Below are 19,760 nucleotides of genomic sequence, written 5' to 3'. Positions count from 1 at the left end.
GGTTCATCAAGCTTTTGGCAACCGGCGCCCATGGGAGGATAGGCAACCACTATGAACACTTTCGACGACCTCCTTGCCAAAGTTGCCCTGCTCACCCGCACCGACGGATGCCAGATCGAACAGGTGATGCACCTCACTTTCGACGCCAAGGCTGCGCTGGATGCCGAATTCGGCGCCGGCAACCGTTATTCGGTGTCGCTCACCCGCTTGATGCTCAGGCTGAACCATTCGCTGGACCGGCGCGAACGCATCGAAACCACCTTCCGTGTGACCGAACTGCTGAGCGCCGCGTCGGACCAGTGGGCGCGCAGCCGCGGCAAGGTGTTGCGCAGGCATGCCGCCGATTTCGTGGATACCGACTTCGGGTCGGCGGGCTGAGACGCCACCGCATGCGGGTTTCTCCGGGACTCCCCTGAGAGGCGACGACCTTTCGCACGGAGACAATCGGGGCTGATTTTCCTGCCGTCTCGCGCACCGCCCCGAAAGGCCCGCTTCATGATTTCCATTCCGCGCCGCCGCCTGCTGCAGGCCGCCGCTGTCTCGCCCCTGGTGACCTCGCCCTGGACCCTTGCACAGGCACAAACACCCGCCGTGCTCGATTCGGCCCGTGTCGTCAACGGCTTCGCTGCCGGCGGCACCGCCGACGCGGTCAGCCGTCGCATCGCCGAAAAGCTGCACCCCGGTTATGCCCATGCGGCATTCGTCGAGAACCGCACCGGTGCCGGCGGCCAGATCGCCATCCAGTACGTCAAGAGCCAGCCTGCCGACGGCGCCACCATGCTGCTGACGCCGATGTCCATGCTGGGCATCTATCCGCACACTTACAAGAAGCTGCCCTACGACCCGGTGGCCGACCTGGCACCCGTCGCCATCGCGGCCGTGTTCGACTACGGTTTCGCGGTCGGCCCGTCGGTGCCCGACCACATCAAGACGATTCCAGACTACCTGGCCTGGTGCCGGACCAAACCCGAGCGCGCCGCCTTCGGTTCGCCGGCCGCCGGCTCGTCGCCGCATTTCATCGGCATCCTGATCGGCCGTGCCGGCAAGGTCGACATGACCCATGTCGCCTTCCGCGGTTCCCAGCCCGCCATCCTCGACATGGTGGGCGGCCAGATTCCCGCCGTCTGCGGACCGGTCGGCGAATTCATCCAGTTCGTGCAGGCCGGCAAGTGCCGCATGCTGGCGACTTCCGGCGCCCAGCGCAGCAAGTTCTTCCCGCAGGTGCCGACGCTGTCCGAGCAGGGCTACAAGGACCTGGCGTTCAGCGAGTGGTATGGCTTCTTCCTGCCCGCCAAGTCTTCTACCGAGACCGTGCAGAAGCTCAACGGCGCCATCCGCAACGCGGTGGCCCAGAAGGACACCATCGAAGGCCTGGCCGCCGCCGGCCTGGAACCGCAGGTCAGCTCACCCGAGCAGCTGTCGGCCGCCCTGAAGGCGGACACCGAACGCTGGCGCGGCATCGTCAAGTCGGTCGGTTTCAGCGCCGATACCTGACGCACCGGACTTCAGGCCAGCCACTGGAGCAGCAGGCGGTCGGTGGCTTCCGGCGCCTCGTATTGCAGCCAGTGCCCGGCGTTCGGCACGATGACCAGTTCGGCCTGAGGCGCGCCCGCCAGCATGGCCGGGCCGGCCTGCGACGGCACCGCCGTGACGTCGTACTCGCCCCAGGCCAGAAGTACCGGCACCCGACGTGCGGCAAGCACCTCGAGGGCCGGAAGCAAGGCGCCACGGCGCGACAGGTTCTTGCTGCGATAACGCGTCTTCACGCACGAATCACGGTGCAGCGCCAGCGCCGTGGCGTCGATGGCCGTGGTGTCGTGCAGCATCAGTGCCGCCAGGTTGTGATGCAGCCGGGCGTCGCGTTCCTCGCCTGACGGCAGGTCTTTCCAGTTCAGCATGCCGAGCCGCTCGCGCCGCGGCTGGCCGTGGCCGCCGGGGCCGAGCAGGGCGACACGGCGCACCGCCGGCCGGCGCGCCGCCAGGGTGGCGGCACACAGGCCGCCGAAAGAGAAACCGGCGATGTCGAAGGCGCTGTCACCCAGCAACTGGTCCAGGGCAGCGGCCAGCGTATCGACGATCAGGTCCAGCGTCTGCTCCCCCTCCGGCACACCGGATTCGCCATAACCGGGCATGTCGGCGATCCACAGCGTGTGATTTTTCGACAGGGCATCGAGGTTCCGGATCCAGTGCAGCCAGCTGCCGTGGCCGCCGTGCAGCAGCACCAGCGGCGGGCCCTCGCCCAGGCGACGAAAAACCACTTCGCAGCCATCGACGATGGCGGTCTCGCGGGGGGTGCCGGCGTCGAGGGCGGCGATGTCGGCGCGTGCCTGTGCATCGGCAGCGGCATCGAAGGCGAAAGGCGGGCCTGATTCGGTGGATTTGGCGGGTTCGGTCGATTCGGACATACGGCAAGGGAGAGAAGGCCGGTCGGGACACGACAATCGGCGAGACCTGTTCCGGCCGATTTTCGCCTTTCCTCGAAAGCCTTTCAAAGTTCTCCCACATGGTCATCAACCTGGTCTGGCTCGGTTTCTTCCTGGTGGCCATCGTCACCGCCTGCGTGCGTTTCGCAATCGGCGACGCCGATGTGTTCGCCCGCCTGGTGGCTGCGCTGTTCGATGCCGCGCGAGGCGGTTTCGACATCGCCATCGGACTGACCGGTGTCATGGCGCTGTGGCTGGGATTCCTGAAGGTCGGCGAACGCGCCGGCCTGGTCGAGGCCCTGGCGCGCCGTGCCGCGCCCCTGCTGCGCGCACTGTTCCCGGGTGTGCCGGCGGGTCATCCGGCGCAGGGCGCCATGACCATGAACCTGTCTGCCAACCTGCTGGGCCTGGACAACGCGGCCACGCCGCTCGGCCTGTCGGCCATGCGTGAACTGCAGACACTGAACCCGCGGACGGCCACCGACACCACGGCAAACACCACGGCCAGCGACGCGCAGATCATGTTCATGGTGCTCAACACCGCCGGGCTGACGCTGGTGCCGACCTCGGTGATCGCCGTCCGTCAGGCTGTCGCGATGCAGCAGAAGGTGTTGCATTTCGATGCGGCCGCCATCATCCTGCCGACCCTGCTGGTGACCGGTGCGTCCTGCATGGCCGGGTTCATCGCGGTCGCGGTGTGCCAGCGGTTTCCTCTGTGGAAACCGCGCTGGTGGCTGCCCCTGCTGGCCCTGCTGCTGACCGGCGGCGCTCTGCTGGCAGGCCTGTCGCGACTGCCGCCGGCGGTGTTCGCCCAGGCGGCCGGCGTGGTGGGCGCGGCCGGCATCCTGGGGCTGATCACCCTGTTTCTCTGCGTCGGTGCCTGGCGGCGAGTGCCGGTGTACGAGGTGTTCGTGGAGGGCGCCAAGGAGGGTTTCGGTGTCGCGATCCAGATCGTTCCCTACCTGGTGGCAATGCTCTGCGGCATTGCCCTGTTCCGGGCCGCCGGCTGCATGGATGCGGTGCTGGGCGCCGTCGGTGCCGGCGTGGCGGCAATGGGGCTCGACACCGCATTCCTGCCGGCGCTGCCGGTCGGCCTGATGAAGATCCTGTCGGGTTCGGGCGCCCGGGCCCTGATGGTCGACGTGATGACCACTTACGGCGTCGACTCCTTTCCCGGCAGGCTGGCGGCCATCATGCAGGGCTCCACCGAAACCACCTTCTATGTGCTGGCGGTCTATGCGGGCAGCGCCGGCCTGCGCGACACGCGGCACGCGCTGGGATGCGCGCTGGTGGCGGACCTCGCGGGCATGGCCGCCGCCATCTTCGTCGGATATGCCTTCTTCGGCTGATACACGGGGCGGCGACCGCCTTTCGTGGCCTTGCCTCGATGTCCTACAGGCCACGGCCCCCATGACCGACGCCGGAACCGAAACGGCGGTCCACCATGAAACCCGTTCCAACAGACAAGCATTCAAGGAGTTCACCATGGCAGATCGCGACGACGTTATTGACACCCTCAACGACCTGATCGAAACCTCGCACGACGGCGAATACGGCTTTCGTGAGCTGGCAGAACGTGCCGAAGCACCGGAACTGAAGCAGACCTTCAGCCGCCGGGCCGAGGAAATCCGCGATTCGGTCGCCCATCTGCAGCAGGCTGTCATCGCCCAGGGCGGCAAGCCGGAAGACGGCGGCACCGCAGCCGGTGCGCTGCACCGTGGCTGGGTGGCGGTTCGCAGCAAGCTGACCACTGCCACCGACCTGTCGCTTCTGGAAGAAGCCGAACGTGGCGAAGATGCCGCGCTAGCCAGTTATCGCAAGGCCAGCAAGCAAGAGCTGCCCGCACCCGTTCGCGCACTGGTCGAACAGCAGATGGCCGGCGTGCAACGCAACCATGACCAGATCAAACAGCTGCGCGACCGTCAGCGCCAGATGTCCTGATCCACGGCTTCTGCGTCGAGCCCTGCGCGCCTTCCGGCCCGCGGGGCTTTTTTCATGGGTTTCAGGCTTCGACCTCTTCACGCAGCCGCAGGCCGTGCGGCGCACCGTAGTGTTCATCCAGCGAGAAATGCAGCGGCCGCAACGGATAACGCCGCAGGAAAGTGGACACCTCGTGCTGGACGACGTCGCAGCGCTGGCGGCGCAGCACCACATCGACAATCAGCCGCGCGATGTAGGCCATGCCGATTTCGTCGACGCCACGCCGGGTCAGCGCCTGGACACCGAAACACAGGCCGTGGTGGCCGGCGGTCCCCGGCATGGCGATGGCATTGCAACGAATGCCGGCTCGGGACAGTGAATCGGATGCCAGCTGCGCGGCTGCATCGGCCGACCCGATGCCGAGGTGGACCTGATGGGTTTCAGTGAAACCGAATGTCCGCCCGCTCACGTTCAGGCCCTCGGCATAGAGACCCGCAGCCAGGGCCCTGGCATTACGAACGACCTGCTCGGCATAGGGCTTGCCGAATATCTGCATTTCAACCAACGCCAGATAAAACGGCGCAATGGATTCTGCATGGCAGGTCGCCTGCGTGCCGGGACACAATTCATTCAATATCGGCGGCAGCATCGAATGGCTGGCATCGGCAAAGGCGATATATCCTTTTTGCGGACCGGGAATGGTGGCATGGGTGTTGCCCAGCAATATATCCGCGCCGCTGAGTAATGGCTGCGGTAATACGCCGCCGAGAATGAGGGCGCCATCCTGGCTCGCGTCATAGGCAAGTGTGATTTCGGGCGGCAATGCAGCCCGAATCTCGGCCAGGGGCTGCCAGCGTAATTGCGAGGCAGCGTCCAGCAGCACCAGGCGAATATGCGGATGGTCACGCACCTGCTGTGCCAGCCGCTGTATGTCCACCAGCAACGAATCGTGCCGCAGCGGCAGATCGAAAACACCGACACCCAGCTTGCGGGCCAGGACATCCATTGCGGCCTGCCCGCCGTCGGCGACCGCAAAATGCATGAAACCGTCCCCACGCGAGCAGCAACCCAGCAACACGGCCTGGGCCGCGGCGGTTCCGCCGTTGGGCCGCCAGTCGAAAACAGCCGCGCAGAACATCTCCTGACCCAAGATCTCCAGCTTCTGAACGAGTGCCGCCTGCGCGTCGGAATCCTGAAACGCACCGTGCAGGCCGCCGCCCATTCCCCGCACGAAACGGCCTGGATAATTTTCGCCCGCAGCCATATTCAGATGCGACGTCCGATAATGATGATCGAGCGCAAAATCGGCGGCGAGTGCATCGCAGACAAATTCCATTTGCGATTGAAAGGGCAAACCGGGTTCAACGATGGAAAGCATGGCAAGAGTCGCAGCGAGCGATTTTCATGAAGAAAATAACGGCAACACGCCAGCATGTCTGCCGGCGGTTGTTGCCCATAATTCCTTCAAAACGCCATTCCTGCAATGCAAAGGCCAGCGTTTTACCTACATTTTCTCGCGAATCAGAATGTCACATCGCTGGTTATCCCGAGCGGAGATATGAATATCTCCACTCAAGGTATTCACGCCAATACCACGGACACCCGCGGTGCCACCGCACACATCAGTTCATAAGCGATGGTGCCGGCGGCCTGGGCCACTTCATCGATAGGCAGCACCGTGCCGCTGGAAGCCTTGCCCCACAGGGTGACTTCGGTGCCCACGCCGGCCTCCGGCAGCGGCGTGAGGTCGACCGCCAGCATGTCCATGCTGACCCGTCCGACCAGGCGCGTCCGAACGCCATTCACCAGCACCGGAGTGCCGGTGTCGCACAGGCGCGGATAACCGTCCGCATAACCGCAGGCCACCACACCCACCCGCATGGCGGCATCGGCGGTGAAACGCGAGCCGTAACCCACCGTGTCGCCGGCTGCCAGCTGCTGAACGCCGATCAGCCGGCTCGACAGGGTCATCGAAGGCTGCAGTTGCCAATGGGCGCTGTCGTTCAAAGGAAAGTCAGGCGCGCTGCCGTACAGCCCGATACCCGGACGCACCCAGTCGGCGCGCACTTCCGGGTCTCCGGCATGGCGCAGCAGGGCGGCGGTGTTGCACAAACTGCGTTCGCCGGGCAGGTCGGCGGTGGTCTGCCGGAAGACTTCACGCTGGTGGGCGATGCCGCGCGCGCCGTCGGCATCGCTGAAATGCGTCATGAAAGAGATTTCATCGACCTGCGGCAGTGCCGAAAGCCGGGTGTACGCGGTACGCAGGCGGTGCGCCGGGAAACCCAGGCGGTTCATGCCCGAATTGAGTTTCAGGAACACCCGGTGCGGCGCCTGGGTCTTGTGGGCGGCCAGCATGTCGATCTGTTCGTCGCAATGCACCGCATGCCACAGGCCGAGGCGCGAACAGAGCTCCAGGTCACGCGGCTCGAAAACCCCTTCGAGCAGCATCACCGGCCCGCGCCAGCCCAACGCCCTGATGCGTTCGGCCTCGGCCAGGTCGAGCAGGGCAAAACCGTCTGCCGCACGAAACGCGTCGAACACCCGCTCGATGCCGTGGCCGTAGGCGTTGGCCTTGACCACCGCCCAGACCCGGGCGTCCTGCGCCGCCCGGCGCATGCGGTCCAGGTTGTGGCTGAGAGCATCGGCGTGGACGGTGGCGAGGATGGGACGAGGCATGGCGTGCGGGACGAATGGGTATCTTTGAAAAGCTGGCCGGCATTCTGGCAGGCGATAACTCACCGGCAGCGGGGTCGGACATTGCGCCGGGTCGTCCAGGGCCTGCATGCTATAACCCGCCTTCCCCCGGAAACCCGAAGAGTCACACCCCATTTCCGGCCGGCCTCGCAGCCGGCCAGCATGCCATCGATGAAACGCGGTTTCTTCACGATCATGTCGGCGCAGTTCTTCTCGTCGCTGGCAGACAACGCTCTTTTTGTCGCAGCCGTCGAACTGCTTCGCACCTCCGGAGCTGCTGAATGGCAGCGTGCCGCGCTGGTCCCGATGTTCGCCCTGTTCTATGTGGTGCTCGCGCCCTTCGTTGGCGCATTCGCGGACGCCCGGCCCAAGGGGCGGGTCATGTTCTACAGCAACGCCATCAAGGTGGCGGGCTGCCTGATGATGCTGTTCGGCGCCCATCCGCTGGCCGCCTACGCCATCGTCGGCCTGGGCGCCGCGGCATATTCGCCGGCCAAGTACGGCATCCTCACCGAACTGCTTCCGGCGTCCCAACTGGTCAAGGCCAACGGCTGGATCGAAGGCCTGACCATCGGCTCGATCATCCTCGGCGTGCTGCTGGGCGGGCAGCTGGTGGGCCATCCGGTGTCCAGCCTGCTGCTCGGCATCGACATCCCTTATTTCGACACCGGCATCGACACGGCACCCGAAGCGGCCATCCTGGTGCTGATATTCGTGTACATGCTGGCCGCCTGGTTCAACACCCGCATCCCGCACACCGGTGTACAGATGCGGCCGCTTCGCAAGGACATGAACCGCAGCCTCTGGTGCAACGCACTCGAGCTGCTGCCTGATTTCTGGACCTGCAACTCACGCCTGTGGCGCGACCGGCTGGGGCAGATCTCCCTGTCGACCACCACGCTGTTCTGGGGAGTGTCGGGCAACCTCCGATACATCGTGCTGGCGTGGAGCGCCGCGGCGCTGGGCTACGGCACCACCAAGGCTTCGTCGCTGGTGGGCGTCGTCGCCATCGGCACGGCGGTGGGCGCGGTAGTGGCGTCGATGCGCATGAGGCTCGACATGGCCACCCGGGTGATCCCGCTGGGCATCTGCATGGGTGTGCTGGTGATCCTGATGAACTTCATCACCAACGTCTGGCTGGCTGCGCCCTTCCTGATCCTGCTGGGCGGCATCGGCGGATTTCTGGTGGTGCCGATGAACGCCCTGCTGCAGCACCGCGGCCACAACCTCATGGGCGCCGGCCGCTCCATCGCCGTGCAGAATTTCAACGAACAGGCCTGTATCCTGGGCCTGGGCGCCTTCTACAGCGTGTCGACCAAGTTCGGACTGTCCGCCTTCGGCGCCATCACTGCATTCGGCATCGTGGTGGCCGGCATGATGTGGATGATCAAGCGCTGGCACGAGAACAACCTGAAGAACTACCCGGAAGAGGTCGAGCACCTTCTCCAGATCGCCCGCCACGACGATCACCATTGAGGCCCGGCGCCCTGCCGCCGGCCCCGGTTCCCGCTAGAACCTGAAATCCACCCGCACCGGCGTCTTGCCGACCGTGACCTGGTGTTCGCGCACCGCCCCGCCGCTCCGGGCCGTAACGGTATAACGCCCCTCCGGCAGGTCGACCAGGCACACCGGACCGCCGGCCTTCCAGTCGAGCAGGTTCTTGCCGGATGCATCGACCAGGCTCACCTGCACATCGGCCAGATAGTCACCATCCGGCCGCGCGAACAGCAGCGACAGCGGATGGTCCTTCATCTCGGCGCGGAAACGGGTCGATTCGTCCGATCCGATACCGCCGCATTTCTGCTGAATCGGTTCCGGTTGGGCATGGCAGGCCAGCGCGGCGCCGCACAGGGCAGCTGCCGCCAGCAGGCGTGAATAAATGGAATGCATCGGAAATCTCCTGGAAGCTGTGCGGGCCGCACAGGAGACGATTCTGGAAAACACCGCCAAAAGCGGCGCACCCATCTGTAACCGGGCCGGATCAGGCCTGCGGTGTATCCGAAGCTTCCGCAGCTTCGCGAGTTTCCGGGACTTCAGGCGCGGCGGCGGCGACCTGCGCGGCAGCAAGTTCGCGGCGGCGGCGTGCCGCGTCCAGCGTACGTGGTGCCTGGCGGGGGTCCAGGCCGTACATGTCGGCAAATGCCTCGACGCTGGTGTTGCCGGCCTCGAAGGCCCGCAGCAGGGCTTCGTCGCGGGCGGCACGGGCTGCCGACTCGGCCAGGGCTTCGTCCAGCAGTGCGCCGGCGGATTCGTCGCGTGTGCGCACCTTTTCGGCATAGGCATCACGGGTCAGGCCGGAAGCCTCGAACGCCCGCACGATGCGCTGGCGCCATTCGTCGCGCAGCGCCTGCCTGCCGGCTTCCGGCGTGCGGTTGCCACGACGGCGCCAGAGTTCCATGAGGGCCTGGTACACGTGTTCGACCGCCAGGTCTTCGACCGGCTGGCCGGCCAGGTCATGGCGCGGACGGGCGGCCGCGACGCTCTGCAGGTACTTGGTGGAACGGGTGTGCTGGCCCAGCGCTTCCTTGAGGTCTGCGGGCGTGAAGGCGTCCGGATGGGCGTCGCGCAGGTCCTGGAAGATGCCGCGCTTGAGCGGCAGGAATTCGGCACCGAAGTGTTTGGGGTACAGCGCGGCCAGCTGTTCCAGTGCGGGATGCACCGGGCGGGCGGCCGGTCGGTTGTTGCCGTTTGCAGCACCACCGGCGGCAGCAGGCCGGCCGCCGGCTTGCGACTTGCCGCCGCGGCCGCGCCGCGAAGGCCGCTTGCCGGCGCTGGCCGTGTCGGATGCCACTGCGGGTGCAGCGGGCGCAACGTCTGCGGGGGTGTCCGGCACGGGGTTGGCCGGGATGTTGTCGGAGTCGTTCACGGGGTCGGTCAGGTCGGGGGCGAACCCGCAATCATGCCAGCCCCCGACGGGTGCGCGGTTTTAGGCGGTCTCGGGCACTGGTAACAACGCAGCGTCAAGTACTTCGATCCAATGCCGGACCGGGATTTTGCTTCCGCTTTGCAAGTGGGTGATGCAGCCGATGTTGGACGAAAGAATCGCCTTGGGCTGCAGCCGCCCCAGGTGGTGCAGCTTGCGGTCGCGCAGCGGTTTGGCCAGCTCGGGCTGCAACACCGAATAGGTGCCGGCCGAGCCGCAGCACAGGTGCGATTCTTCCGGCGCCAGCTGCAGGTCGAAACCCAGCGCACGCAGCGAGGCTTCGACACCGCCACGCAGCTTCTGGCCATGTTGCAGGGTGCACGGCGGGTGATAGGCCAGCACATCGTCGGACGTCGGCGGGCGGATGCGCTCGCGCAGCGTGGGCAGCAACGCGGGCAGCAACTCGCCGAGGTCGCGCGCCGCGGCGGAAACCCGGGCCGCCTTTTCGGCATAGGCCGGATCGTAGCGGAGCAGGTGGCCGTAATCCTTGATGGTGACACCGCAGCCGGATGCATTGACCACCACGGCTTCGGCCTCGCCGCTGTCAAGCAGCGGCCACCAGGCGTCGATGGTGGCGCGCATCTGGTCCAGGCCGCCCTGCTGGTCGTTGAGGTGGAACTTGACCGCGCCGCAGCAGCGTGCCGGCTGCGCCGTCAGCAGTTCGATGCCGCAGGCGTCCAGCACCCGGGCGGTCGCGGCGTTGATGTTGGGCGCCATCGCCGGCTGCACACAACCGGCCAGCAGCAACATGCGCCGGGCATGCCGGCGTTTCGGCCAGGTGCCCGCGGCTTGCGGCGCCGGCACCTTGGCCTTGAGGGTTTCCGGCAGCAGGCCGCGCACCGACTGGCCCAGCTTCATGGCGGGGGCGAACAGCGGCGAGGTCAGGCCTTCCTTCAAGGTCCAGCGCAGCGCGCGTTCGCCGGCGCTGCGCGGCACCTTTTCCTCGACGATGCGCCGGCCGATGTCCACCAGATGGCCGTACTGCACACCGCTCGGACAGGTGGTTTCGCAATTACGGCAGGTCAGGCAGCGGTCCAGGTGCGTGCGGGTCTTCTCGGTCGGCGCCTGGCCCTCCAGCACTTGTTTGATGAGGTAGATGCGGCCGCGTGGCCCGTCGAGTTCATCGCCCAGCAGCTGGTAGGTCGGGCAGGTGGCGGTGCAGAAGCCGCAATGCACGCATTTGCGCAGGATGGCTTCGGCTTCCAGGCCGTCTGCGGTGCCGCGGAATTCGGGGGCGAGGTTGGTCTGCATGTGGCTCTTTTTTTCAGGACACCGGCTGCAGCCGGCCACGGTTGAAGATGCCCGCCGGGTCGAACTGCTGCTGCAGCGCGGCGTGGATGCGGGCCAGCGACGCCGTCAGCGGAGCAAACCGTCCGGCAGCATCGGCCCGGGCAGCGCGGAACAACGTGGCGTGTCCACCGACCGCCAGGGCCGAGGCACACAGCCTGCGCGCGGCCGCCACATCGCCCGCCGCCAGCCGATACCAGCGCTGACCGCCCATCCATTCGACCAGCGGACCGACCGCGGCGGGCAGGTCGCCGCACAGCACCGGCGCGGTCTGCGGCACCGACAGCCGCCACAGGTCCTGGCCGGCGTCGCGGTCGGCGAACCACGGCAGGCGCTGGTCACGGCAGGCCGCCCAGTCGCGGTCGGCCTGGTCGGGGGCGATACGTTCACCGCCCAGCCTGACGCATGCCGACTGCACTGCCGCGACGGCGCCGCGCAGCCGCAGGTAGAGCAAACCCGACCCGGCGTCCGCCGGGTCTTCCTGCACCCAGCAACTGGCGTTCAGGGGCAGTGGCTGGCCGCCCCAGCCGTGCAGCAGTTCGAGTGCGGTGTCCTGGTCGCAGGCAAATTTCAGCGTGGCTTCGGCCGGCGGCATCGGCAGCACCTTCAGGCTCACCCTGGTGATGACGCCCAGCGTGCCGAGCGAGCCCGCCAGCAGGCGCGATACGTCGTAGCCGGCCACGTTCTTCATGACCTGGCCGCCGAAGTCGAGCACCTCGGCCCGGCCGTTGAGCAGTTGCGCGCCCAGTACGTAGTCGCGCACCGCACCCGCACTCGCCCGCCCGGGCCCGCTCAGGCCGGCGGCAACCATGCCACCCAACGTGCTGCCGGAGCCGAAATGCGGGGGTTCGAAAGGCAGGCACTGGCCATGTTCGTGCAGTGCGGCTTCCAGTTCGACCAGTGGCGTGCCGGCCCAGGCGGTGACCACGAGTTCGCTGGGTTCGTAGTCGACGATGCCGGCCAGCGGCCGCGTGTCGAGTGGCTCGCCCCGCACCGGATTGCCATAGAAAAGCTTGCTGCCGCCGCCCTGGATATGCAGGTGCGTGGCGTCTGCCGCAGCGGCGCGAACACGGTCGGCGAGGTGGTTCAGGGCGGGTGGGGTCGGCCTATGCATCACCGGATGTTACGGTTGCCCCACTGCGCAACGGCCTGAAATTTATACGGGGACAACCCTCAAATTATTTGAGCGCCGCGATTCAGCCCGCCGGCCCCGGATCGAAGAAATTGACCGGCAGGCCGGGCACCTCGACCCGCGCCTGCAGCACCCGTCCGGCCCATGGGGTGCGGCGCAGTTCGATCTCTGGCCGTTTCTCGCGTCCGGTGGTGACGAACAGGGTGCGCAGGTCGTCGCCGCCGAAACACGGCATGGTGGGACAGGCCGCCGGCACCGGCAGGCTTTCTTCGTGCCGGCCGTCCGCGTCGATCCGCAGCAGGCGGCCGCCTTCGAACATCGCGCAGTGGTAACGACCGGCGCTGTCCATGGCGGCACCATCGGGACGGCCGCCGTAGTCGAAGTTTCCGGCGGTCTCCGCCGTCCAGCCTTCTGGTTTCGCCGGAAACTGCCGGAACACCCGGTGATGGCGCAGCACGCCGGGCGCCGCGTCGAACTGCCACTGGTGGATGCGGTGGCGCGGTGTGTCGGACCAGAACGCCTTGCTTTCGTCGGGCGTCCACAGCATGCCATTGGCGGTGGTGGCGTTGTGAGCCTTCATCAGGGCTTCGGGTTTGCCGCTGCGCATGTCCAGGCACCACAACTCGGCCGCGCGCCTGACCTTGGGTTCGTACAGGGTGCCGGCCCAGAGACGGCCCTCGTTGTCGCACTTGCCATCGTTGAATCGCGTGGTGGCGGGGTCGTGCGGGAAACGCATCAGCAGCTCGAGCGGGCCGCCCCAGGCGCGGGCGCGGTAGACACCGTCGCGCAGCGCTGCCACCAGGCCGCCACCCCGTACCGGTGCAATGCAGCCGGGCTCGGAAGGCATGTCCCAGGCCTCGCGCCGGCCGCCGCCGGGCTCGCCGCGCAGGATCTTGCGGCCGGGGATGTCCACCCAGTAGAGCAGTCGCTCCAGCGGATGCCAGAAGGGGGATTCGCCCAGGATGTCGGGCGTGTCGAAGGCGGGGGTCCAGTCCAGGTTCATGCCCTCACCTTACCCAGCTTTGAAGCCCGCAGCTGTTTCGGCCCGCACAAAAAAAAGGGCCCGCATCGCTGCGGGCCCAACATCCAAAGGAGACTCTCGCTACAAAGCAAGTTCGCAGCCACGGGCACGATGCAAGGAGCGTGCCCGGGTCTCGGCGGGTGTCTTAGTGATAGGCGGTTTCGCCGTGTGTCGTGATGTCCAGGCCTTCGCGCTCGGCTTCTTCGCTGACGCGCAGGCCGATGGTCATGTCGACCAGCTTGTAGGCGATGAACGAAACCACACCGGACCACACCAGGGTCAGGATCACGCCCTTCAACTGGATCCACACTTGCGAAGCGATGGAGTAGTCGGCGGCGGTGATGACGGTGGCGGTGGTCCAGTCGGCGACGAAGCCGGGGCCACCCAGGCTCGGGGCGTTGAAGACGCCGGTCAGGATGGCGCCCAGGATGCCGCAGACGCCGTGCACGCCGAAGACGTCCAGGGTGTCGTCGGCGCCCAGCAGGCGCTTCAGGCCGGTCACGCCCCACAGGCCTGCAAAGCCGGAGATCAGGCCGATGACCAGGCCGCCGCCGATACCGACGTTGCCGGCAGCGGGGGTGATGGCCACCAGGCCGGCGACGGCGCCGGAAGCGGCACCCAGCATCGAGGCCTTGCCGCGCAGCATGGCTTCACCCAGGCACCAGGTCAGCACCGCACCGGCGGTCGCCAGCATGGTGTTGGCGAAGGCCAGGGCAGAGGTGCCGTTGGCTTCCAGGGCGGAACCGGCGTTGAAGCCGAACCAGCCCACCCACAGCAGCGAGGCACCGACCATCGTCAGCGTCAGGCTGTGAGGGGTCAGGGCTTCCTTGCCGAAACCGATGCGTTTGCCGACGCAGAAGGCGCCGACCAGGCCGGCGACAGCCGCGTTGATGTGCACCACGGTACCGCCGGCGAAGTCCAGCGCGCCCCACTGCCACAGCAGGCCGGCCTTGGCGTTCATCGCGTCGACCACGTCCTTGCCGGTGTAGGCGTCAGGACCCATCCAGAACCAGACCATGTGGGCCATCGGGATGTAGCTGAAGGTGAACCACAGGACCATGAAGGCCAGCACGGCGGAGAACTTCATGCGTTCGGCGAACGAACCGACGATCAGTGCGCAGGTGATGCCGGCGAACGTGGCCTGGAAGCAGGCGAACACGATTTCCGGAATGACCACGCCCTTGCTGAAGGTCGCGCCGTTGGCGAAGGTGCCCGCGACGTTGTCCCAGATGCCCTTCATGAAGAAACGATCGAAACCGCCGACGAACGAGTTGCCTTCGGTGAACGCCAGGCTGTAGCCGTAGATGAACCACAGCACGACGATCAGCGAGAAGGTGACCATGACCTGCATCAGCACCGACAGCATGTTCTTGCTGCGGACCAGGCCGCCGTAGAACAGTGCCAGGCCGGGGACGGCCATCATCAGCACCAGCAGCGTGGAGACCATCATCCAGGCGGTATCGCCCTTGTTGGGCACGGGTGCGGGGCCGGCGGCCGGAACCACTTCGGCAGCGGGCGCTGCACCGGCGGCGGGAGCGGCAGCAGCCATCGCGGGCGCTGCGGCAGCAGGTGCCGCAGGCGCGGTGGCGGCAGGGGCCGAATCGGCGGCCGCAGCGGAAGTCGACGTAGTGGCGGCAGCGCCTTCACCGGTCGGGGTGGCGGGCGTCTGGGCGATGGCGAACGAAGCGCCAGCGATCAGGCTTGCGCCGAGTACGAGGGAAGCAAGGATCTTTTTCATTTCGATGTTTCTTTCGTCCTGCGGATCACAGAGCCTCGCGGCCGGTTTCACCGGTGCGAATGCGGACGACCTGCTCCAGGTCGTACACAAAAATCTTGCCGTCACCGATCTTGCCGGTGCGGGCGGCGCCTTCGACGGCCTCGATCACACGCTCGACGAGGTCGTCGGCCACGGCGGCTTCGATCTTGACCTTGGGCAGGAAATCGACGACGTATTCAGCGCCGCGATACAGCTCGGTATGGCCTTTCTGGCGGCCGAAGCCCTTGACTTCGGTCACGGTGATGCCCTGGACTCCGATCGTCGACAGGGCTTCACGCACCTCGTCGAGCTTGAAGGGCTTGATGATCGCTGTCACCAATTTCATATTGACTTTCCTCCGATTTATTTGGAACCGGCAGGCATCATGCCCGCCGGACTGTCCTTACATCGCCTTGGTCAGGCCGACGATCAGGCGCGCCTTGTTGACGTCGCCGAAATAGTTCTTCTTGGTGGCACCCACGATGCCGGCCGTCAGCGAGACGCCGCCGCCGAAATCGTAAGCGCCGCCGACGCTGTAGTCGACATAGTTCGGAGCAGCGATATCGCTGGCGAAGTTGGTGTAGCCCAGGGCGACCTTCAGGGTGGTGGCGGGAGCGACTTCCTGGGCGAAGGCCAGGTTCAGGTAACCGGTGTTGCGGCCCTTCAGGTTGCTGGTGCGGGCACCGGCATAGTTGAAGTAGTCGTCGGACACGGTGTGCGAATACTTCAGCACCAGCGGGCCCCAGCCGGCCGAGCCGTAGAGCTCGACGGTCTTGGAAGCGGCGTAGCCCGGATAGATGTAAGCCAGGGCACCGAAGTCCAGGGCGAAGTCGCCGGCAGTCATCTTGTAGCCGCCGTAGAAGTCGCTTTCGATGCTGTTGTTCGGAGCAGCCGCGCCGAAGTCGACAGACGAGTTCCAGTTGCCCAGGTAGAAGCCGGTGTCGCCGAACGCATAGTCGAAGCCGCCTTGCAGTGCGGGTTTCAGAGCCTTGTTGGGACGCGACGAATCCTGGTCCTGGCCACGGAACTTGTAGTTCGAAATCGCCGTCACATTGGCGGTCAACTGGGCGCTGGCGGCCAGTGGCAGTGCGGCGGCGGTAACGGCTGCAAGCGCGAACAGGGCTTTCTTCATATCTGTCTTCTCCGGGGGGTGAAAATTGGGGGGTGTGTGACAAATTGCCACCGAGCAATTTGCACGATCCATGCCAAGTAGCCCCGAAGTGGACAGGGATGCCCCCAGGACCGTACATAAGCCCATGTCAACCGTGCATCTTGTACTTATTTGTGAACAAGACCGCGCCATCCCGGGGCATTGCACCCCCTGCCGCCCCTTTTGAGGGCTGAGTGAATATTCACCCACATATCCGTTATGCCCTAGATTCCGGGTTTCCCCTTTTCTTCATAAGGAAACCCAATGTCGATTGCGATCGTGCAAAGCCGGGCGTTGCAAGGATTGGAGGCGCTCGCCGTCACGGTCGAGGTCCACCTGGCCAACGGATTGCCCAGCTTCACCCTGGTCGGCCTGGCCGATGTGGAGGTGAAAGAGGCGCGTGAACGGGTTCGGTCGGCCCTGGCCAACGCCGGCCTGGAATTTCCCCACAACAAACGCATCACGGTGAACCTGGCGCCGGCCGACCTGCCCAAGGACTCCGGCCGCTTCGACCTGCCCATCGCGCTGGGCATCCTGGCGGCCAGCGGGCAGATCGAGGCGAGCCTGCTGGCGGGTTGGGAATTCGCCGGCGAACTTTCGCTTTCGGGCGAGTTGCGACCGGTGCGCGGAGCCCTGGCCATGGCGCTGGCCCTGCGGCGCGAATCACCTTCGGTTCGGCTGGCCCTGCCCACCGCCAGCGCCAGCGAAGCTGCCCTGGTGCCGGGTCGCGAGATCTTCGGTGCCCGCCACCTGCTGGACGTGGTGCGGCAGTTCTTGCCACCGGCGGTGGCCGAGCAGGCGCCGGAAGTGGACGGATGGTGCCGACCCGCGCCACTCGACCTCGCCGCACAACCCACCTACCTCGACCTGCGCGACGTCAAGGGCCAGGCATCCGCCAAACGCGCGCTGGAGATTGCCGCGGCCGGGGGCCACAGCCTGTTGATGGTCGGCCCGCCGGGCTCCGGCAAGTCGATGCTGGCCCAGCGTTTTGCCGGACTGCTGCCGCCGATGTCGCTGGACGAGGCACTGGAAAGCGCCGCCGTGGCCAGCCTGTCCGGCCGCTTCGACCTGGCGAACTGGGGCGTTCGTCCGACCCGCGGGCCGCACCACACCGCCAGCGCTGTCGCCCTGGTCGGTGGCGGTTCGCCGATCCGGCCCGGCGAGATTTCGCTGGCCCACCACGGCGTGCTGTTTCTGGACGAATTGCCCGAGTTCGCCAGGTCGGCGCTCGAGGCCCTGCGCGAACCGCTGGAAAACGGGCGCATCAGCATCTCGCGCGCCGCCCGCCGGGCCGAATTTCCGGCGCATTTCCAGCTGATCGCCGCGATGAACCCCACCCCCTGCGGCGGCCTGGGCACACGCGAACACCCCTACCGTTCCAGCCACGAGCAGATCGTGCGTTACCAGGCCCGCATTTCCGGACCGCTGCTGGACCGCATCGACCTGCAGATCGAGGTGCCGGCGCTGCAGCCGTCCGACCTGCTGAAGGCACCGCCCGGCGAGGACACCGCCGCCATCCGCGCCAGGGCTCATGCCGGCCGGCAAAAGGCGATGGACCGGCAGGGCGCCTCGAACCACGCGATGCGCACCGCCGACCTCGAAATCCATGCCGCGCTGGACGACCGGACCATGGCTTTCCTGCAGAAGACTGCCGTGAAGCTGGGCTGGTCGGCGCGCAGCACCCACCGCGTATTGCGAGTGGCACGGACCATCGCCGACCTGGCCTGCGTGGACGCGGTGCAGGTCGCGCATGTGGCAGAAGCCGCGCAGTACCGGCGGGCGCTGCGGGCGGCCGAGGGCTGACCGTCGACGTAACGCCTTCCGACCACGACATCCTCCGTATTTGCAGTCTTTCAGCGATGTCGATTGAAACTGTTCAACGTCGTCCTGTCATGACCTGCGACGTTTCCAGCGGCGGCTTTTTGCGCCTTTTGCGCCTTTTGCGCTTTGTACCAGCGCCACGCCATCAGGGCCAACGGGGCAAGTTTGATCAGTTTGAACATGATTTTTCCGGTAGCGTGGTTAAAACAGATGATCTGAATGCAGGAATATCGTCGATGGATTAAGAAGCGCGCCGGATGGTTGCCTGAATCGGGTCAGGCGTATTGGACGGCTGCGCGCCTTCATGGCTCACCTGGATATGCATATGGGTCATGAACATGGAGCCGTAAACGGTCGAGAAAGCCGTGTTCTTGGCATCCGAACCGGTCGCCACCCGGACGATATTCTCCGGAAGCGCCAATTGGGTCGGGTCGAACATCAGCCATCTGTCCCCCAGCCAGACTTCCACCACTGCGTGAAAATCCTGCGGCGGTTCTTCAAAATGGCAATAACCACCCACCAGGCGGGCCGGCATATTCAATGCCCGGCAAAAGGTGATCAGCAGGTGAGCAAAATCTCGGCATACGCCTGCACGCTGCTGGTAAGCATCGAGTGCGGACGTCGTCGGGTTGCTTGCGCCGATCCGGTAATCGATGTTGTCCCTGATCCACTGGCAGATGTATTCGACCCGCTGGCGGCCTTTCCAGATATGCCCGAAAAGTCTTTGCGCCTCCTGGCTCATGCTGTCGGAGGGACAGAACCGGCTCGGCATCAGGTAGTGAAGCGCGTGGTCGGGAATATTCAAAATTTCCGCCTCGTGATCATTGCCTCCGGCCAGCCCACGATTGATCTGAACGGTGGCGTCGTAGCGCAGGGAAAACACACCGGGCATGACGTTGCATCTGAAAATGCGATTACCGGTGGCTGAATCGAATGAATCCTGCAACGCGACATTGGGCGTGAGTATCAACTGTTCGTCCAGTACATCCTGTTCAGGACTTTTGGCGGCATGAACATTGAATATGAAGTGGCACGGGCTATAGACTTCGTATTCGAAGTCGCAGCGCAGGCGAGTCGGGGATTTCATCGGCTTGGATTGCATGAGTGTTGTTCGGCGCGGAAACAAACACTGTCTCGGCAGCACCCATGGTCTCGTTTGACGCACCGGCCCGTTGTCAGCCAAAAGCGGCTCGATCGGTAGGGCGTTGGTCGCGTGGACGCCAGAAAAAATACCGGCCATGTCTTTTGACATTCACGCCGCCCTGTTTCAGCCCAGGCCCGGCGGCATCCAGTCTTCGGCGGAGTCGAAGCAGGCGGATGTGGTCGTGCAGGTCGGCCTCGCCACCTCGGCCCCGCCATACCCGTTGGACACACCCACACCGGCGATGGCCAGCGAGCAGACATGCCGCAGCAATGCACTGAGCTGGTCGATTTCCTGAAAGCTGAACGTCGTGTTTTGCATATCCGGTCGCCTCTTCTTTTCTCGATTGGAAAAGAGAACGCCGAACAGGTTGGCGTACCGTGGTTTTGAAGCGTTCCGGCAGGGCGTGAGCCCTCCCGTCCGAGCCGCCCCAAGCGGAACGAACGAACAACCGCAGCACCAAAGCACCGCGGATCTTCAAAACCGCGGGAC

At 65.7% G+C, this 19,760-nt stretch carries 20 protein-coding genes; 6 read left to right on the top strand and 14 right to left on the bottom strand.

Annotated features, from left to right (window positions below):
* Positions 1–51 precede the first annotated feature (51 nt).
* Together AC3ANW_RS22475 and AC3ANW_RS22470 are read left to right on the top strand one after the other, a co-directional pair.
* Positions 52–378 carry a hypothetical protein gene (locus tag AC3ANW_RS22475; RefSeq protein ID WP_488343039.1) on the top strand — a complete coding sequence of 109 codons (327 nt, stop codon included), beginning with the start codon at positions 52–54 and terminating at the stop codon, positions 376–378.
* A gap of 120 nt (positions 379–498) precedes the next feature.
* The gene (locus AC3ANW_RS22470) at positions 499–1,494 is read left to right on the top strand and encodes a Bug family tripartite tricarboxylate transporter substrate binding protein (RefSeq protein ID WP_488345494.1); all 996 of its coding nucleotides are present in this window, start codon (positions 499–501) and stop codon (positions 1,492–1,494) included.
* A gap of 11 nt (positions 1,495–1,505) precedes the next feature.
* On the opposite strand, the gene AC3ANW_RS22465 is transcribed toward AC3ANW_RS22470, so the two are convergent.
* The gene (locus AC3ANW_RS22465; protein ID WP_488343038.1) at positions 1,506–2,405 is read right to left on the bottom strand and encodes an alpha/beta fold hydrolase; all 900 of its coding nucleotides are present in this window, start codon (positions 2,403–2,405) and stop codon (positions 1,506–1,508) included.
* A 98-nt stretch (positions 2,406–2,503) separates the two neighbouring features.
* Here AC3ANW_RS22465 and AC3ANW_RS22460 point away from each other — a divergent pair, with 98 nt between their 5' ends.
* Both AC3ANW_RS22460 and AC3ANW_RS22455 read left to right on the top strand, forming a co-directional pair.
* Complete coding sequence (locus AC3ANW_RS22460) at positions 2,504–3,772, top strand: nucleoside recognition domain-containing protein (protein ID WP_488343037.1); 1,269 nt, start codon at positions 2,504–2,506, stop codon at positions 3,770–3,772.
* 136 nt (positions 3,773–3,908) lie between these two features.
* A complete protein-coding gene (locus AC3ANW_RS22455) occupies positions 3,909–4,364 on the top strand; it encodes a PA2169 family four-helix-bundle protein (RefSeq protein WP_488343036.1) in 456 nt (151 codons plus the stop codon).
* 61 nt (positions 4,365–4,425) lie between these two features.
* Here the strand turns inward: AC3ANW_RS22455 and AC3ANW_RS22450 are convergent, their stop codons facing one another.
* Together AC3ANW_RS22450 and alr are read right to left on the bottom strand one after the other, a co-directional pair.
* A complete protein-coding gene (locus AC3ANW_RS22450) occupies positions 4,426–5,565 on the bottom strand; it encodes a PLP-dependent aminotransferase family protein (RefSeq protein WP_488345493.1) in 1,140 nt (379 codons plus the stop codon).
* A gap of 359 nt (positions 5,566–5,924) precedes the next feature.
* Positions 5,925–7,019, bottom strand: a complete 1,095-nt coding sequence (alr, locus tag AC3ANW_RS22445) for an alanine racemase (RefSeq protein WP_488343035.1) — start codon at positions 7,017–7,019, stop codon at positions 5,925–5,927.
* A 189-nt stretch (positions 7,020–7,208) separates the two neighbouring features.
* Between alr and lplT the strand changes: the two genes are divergently transcribed.
* Positions 7,209–8,513, top strand: coding sequence for a lysophospholipid transporter LplT (gene lplT, locus AC3ANW_RS22440; protein ID WP_488345492.1), 1,305 nt, complete (start codon positions 7,209–7,211; stop codon positions 8,511–8,513).
* A 33-nt stretch (positions 8,514–8,546) separates the two neighbouring features.
* On the opposite strand, the gene AC3ANW_RS22435 is transcribed toward lplT, so the two are convergent.
* The 8 genes from AC3ANW_RS22435 to AC3ANW_RS22400 all read right to left on the bottom strand — a co-directional run bounded on the left by AC3ANW_RS22435 (position 8,547) and on the right by AC3ANW_RS22400 (position 16,288).
* The gene (locus AC3ANW_RS22435; protein ID WP_488343034.1) at positions 8,547–8,927 is read right to left on the bottom strand and encodes a peptidase associated/transthyretin-like domain-containing protein; all 381 of its coding nucleotides are present in this window, start codon (positions 8,925–8,927) and stop codon (positions 8,547–8,549) included.
* 91 nt (positions 8,928–9,018) lie between these two features.
* Complete coding sequence (locus tag AC3ANW_RS22430) at positions 9,019–9,903, bottom strand: ProQ/FINO family protein (protein WP_488343033.1); 885 nt, start codon at positions 9,901–9,903, stop codon at positions 9,019–9,021.
* A gap of 60 nt (positions 9,904–9,963) precedes the next feature.
* On the bottom strand, positions 9,964–11,211 hold the full coding sequence (gene glcF / locus AC3ANW_RS22425) for a glycolate oxidase subunit GlcF (RefSeq protein ID WP_488343032.1): 1,248 nt from the start codon (positions 11,209–11,211) through the stop codon (positions 9,964–9,966).
* Between the two features lie 13 nt (positions 11,212–11,224).
* Positions 11,225–12,361 (bottom strand): glycolate oxidase subunit GlcE, encoded by a 1,137-nt coding sequence (glcE, locus tag AC3ANW_RS22420; RefSeq protein WP_488343031.1) that lies wholly within the window; start codon positions 12,359–12,361, stop codon positions 11,225–11,227.
* Positions 12,362–12,443: 82 nt separating this feature from the next.
* Positions 12,444–13,382, bottom strand: a complete 939-nt coding sequence (locus tag AC3ANW_RS22415; RefSeq protein WP_488343030.1) for an SMP-30/gluconolactonase/LRE family protein — start codon at positions 13,380–13,382, stop codon at positions 12,444–12,446.
* Positions 13,383–13,545: 163 nt separating this feature from the next.
* A complete protein-coding gene (amt, locus tag AC3ANW_RS22410) occupies positions 13,546–15,138 on the bottom strand; it encodes an ammonium transporter (protein ID WP_488343029.1) in 1,593 nt (530 codons plus the stop codon).
* A 25-nt stretch (positions 15,139–15,163) separates the two neighbouring features.
* Positions 15,164–15,502, bottom strand: a complete 339-nt coding sequence (glnK, locus tag AC3ANW_RS22405; RefSeq protein ID WP_213954512.1) for a P-II family nitrogen regulator — start codon at positions 15,500–15,502, stop codon at positions 15,164–15,166.
* A gap of 57 nt (positions 15,503–15,559) precedes the next feature.
* Positions 15,560–16,288, bottom strand: a complete 729-nt coding sequence (locus tag AC3ANW_RS22400) for a TorF family putative porin (RefSeq protein WP_488343028.1) — start codon at positions 16,286–16,288, stop codon at positions 15,560–15,562.
* Positions 16,289–16,570: 282 nt separating this feature from the next.
* On the opposite strand from AC3ANW_RS22400, the gene AC3ANW_RS22395 reads away from it, so the two are divergent.
* Positions 16,571–18,109, top strand: coding sequence for a YifB family Mg chelatase-like AAA ATPase (locus AC3ANW_RS22395; RefSeq protein WP_488343027.1), 1,539 nt, complete (start codon positions 16,571–16,573; stop codon positions 18,107–18,109).
* Between the two features lie 50 nt (positions 18,110–18,159).
* Here the strand turns inward: AC3ANW_RS22395 and AC3ANW_RS22390 are convergent, their stop codons facing one another.
* Genes AC3ANW_RS22390 through AC3ANW_RS22380 form a run of 3 tightly spaced genes read right to left on the bottom strand, consistent with a single transcriptional unit; the run spans position 18,160 to position 19,589 of the window.
* Complete coding sequence (locus AC3ANW_RS22390; RefSeq protein ID WP_488343026.1) at positions 18,160–18,309, bottom strand: hypothetical protein; 150 nt, start codon at positions 18,307–18,309, stop codon at positions 18,160–18,162.
* A 59-nt stretch (positions 18,310–18,368) separates the two neighbouring features.
* Positions 18,369–19,367 carry a transglutaminase-like domain-containing protein gene (locus tag AC3ANW_RS22385; RefSeq protein ID WP_488343025.1) on the bottom strand — a complete coding sequence of 333 codons (999 nt, stop codon included), beginning with the start codon at positions 19,365–19,367 and terminating at the stop codon, positions 18,369–18,371.
* A gap of 27 nt (positions 19,368–19,394) precedes the next feature.
* The gene (locus AC3ANW_RS22380; protein ID WP_488343024.1) at positions 19,395–19,589 is read right to left on the bottom strand and encodes a hypothetical protein; all 195 of its coding nucleotides are present in this window, start codon (positions 19,587–19,589) and stop codon (positions 19,395–19,397) included.
* Positions 19,590–19,760: the final 171 nt, after the last annotated feature.

The organism is Xylophilus sp. PBN-3R, from assembly GCF_057747805.1.
This window is presented reverse-complemented; position numbering and strand designations above follow the sequence as displayed.

Bases quoted from the DNA above. Each gene is read 5' to 3' on its own strand.
- AC3ANW_RS22475 (WP_488343039.1), top strand. From the start codon at position 52: ATGAACACTTTCGACGACCTCCTTGCCAAAGTTGCCCTGCTCACCCGC.
- AC3ANW_RS22465 (WP_488343038.1), bottom strand. From the start codon at position 2,405: ATGTCCGAATCGACCGAACCCGCCAAATCCACCGAATCAGGCCCGCCT.
- AC3ANW_RS22460 (WP_488343037.1), top strand. From the start codon at position 2,504: ATGGTCATCAACCTGGTCTGGCTCGGTTTCTTCCTGGTGGCCATCGTC.
- AC3ANW_RS22455 (WP_488343036.1), top strand. From the start codon at position 3,909: ATGGCAGATCGCGACGACGTTATTGACACCCTCAACGACCTGATCGAA.
- AC3ANW_RS22450 (WP_488345493.1), bottom strand. From the start codon at position 5,565: ATGGGCGGCGGCCTGCACGGTGCGTTTCAGGATTCCGACGCGCAGGCG.
- alr (WP_488343035.1), bottom strand. From the start codon at position 7,019: ATGCCTCGTCCCATCCTCGCCACCGTCCACGCCGATGCTCTCAGCCAC.
- lplT (WP_488345492.1), top strand. From the start codon at position 7,209: ATGAAACGCGGTTTCTTCACGATCATGTCGGCGCAGTTCTTCTCGTCG.
- AC3ANW_RS22435 (WP_488343034.1), bottom strand. From the start codon at position 8,927: ATGCATTCCATTTATTCACGCCTGCTGGCGGCAGCTGCCCTGTGCGGC.
- glcF (WP_488343032.1), bottom strand. From the start codon at position 11,211: ATGCAGACCAACCTCGCCCCCGAATTCCGCGGCACCGCAGACGGCCTG.
- glcE (WP_488343031.1), bottom strand. From the start codon at position 12,361: ATGCATAGGCCGACCCCACCCGCCCTGAACCACCTCGCCGACCGTGTT.
- AC3ANW_RS22415 (WP_488343030.1), bottom strand. From the start codon at position 13,382: ATGAACCTGGACTGGACCCCCGCCTTCGACACGCCCGACATCCTGGGC.
- amt (WP_488343029.1), bottom strand. From the start codon at position 15,138: ATGAAAAAGATCCTTGCTTCCCTCGTACTCGGCGCAAGCCTGATCGCT.
- glnK (WP_213954512.1), bottom strand. From the start codon at position 15,502: ATGAAATTGGTGACAGCGATCATCAAGCCCTTCAAGCTCGACGAGGTG.
- AC3ANW_RS22400 (WP_488343028.1), bottom strand. From the start codon at position 16,288: ATGAAGAAAGCCCTGTTCGCGCTTGCAGCCGTTACCGCCGCCGCACTG.
- AC3ANW_RS22395 (WP_488343027.1), top strand. From the start codon at position 16,571: ATGTCGATTGCGATCGTGCAAAGCCGGGCGTTGCAAGGATTGGAGGCG.
- AC3ANW_RS22390 (WP_488343026.1), bottom strand. From the start codon at position 18,309: ATGTTCAAACTGATCAAACTTGCCCCGTTGGCCCTGATGGCGTGGCGC.
- AC3ANW_RS22385 (WP_488343025.1), bottom strand. From the start codon at position 19,367: ATGGCCGGTATTTTTTCTGGCGTCCACGCGACCAACGCCCTACCGATC.
- AC3ANW_RS22380 (WP_488343024.1), bottom strand. From the start codon at position 19,589: ATGCAAAACACGACGTTCAGCTTTCAGGAAATCGACCAGCTCAGTGCA.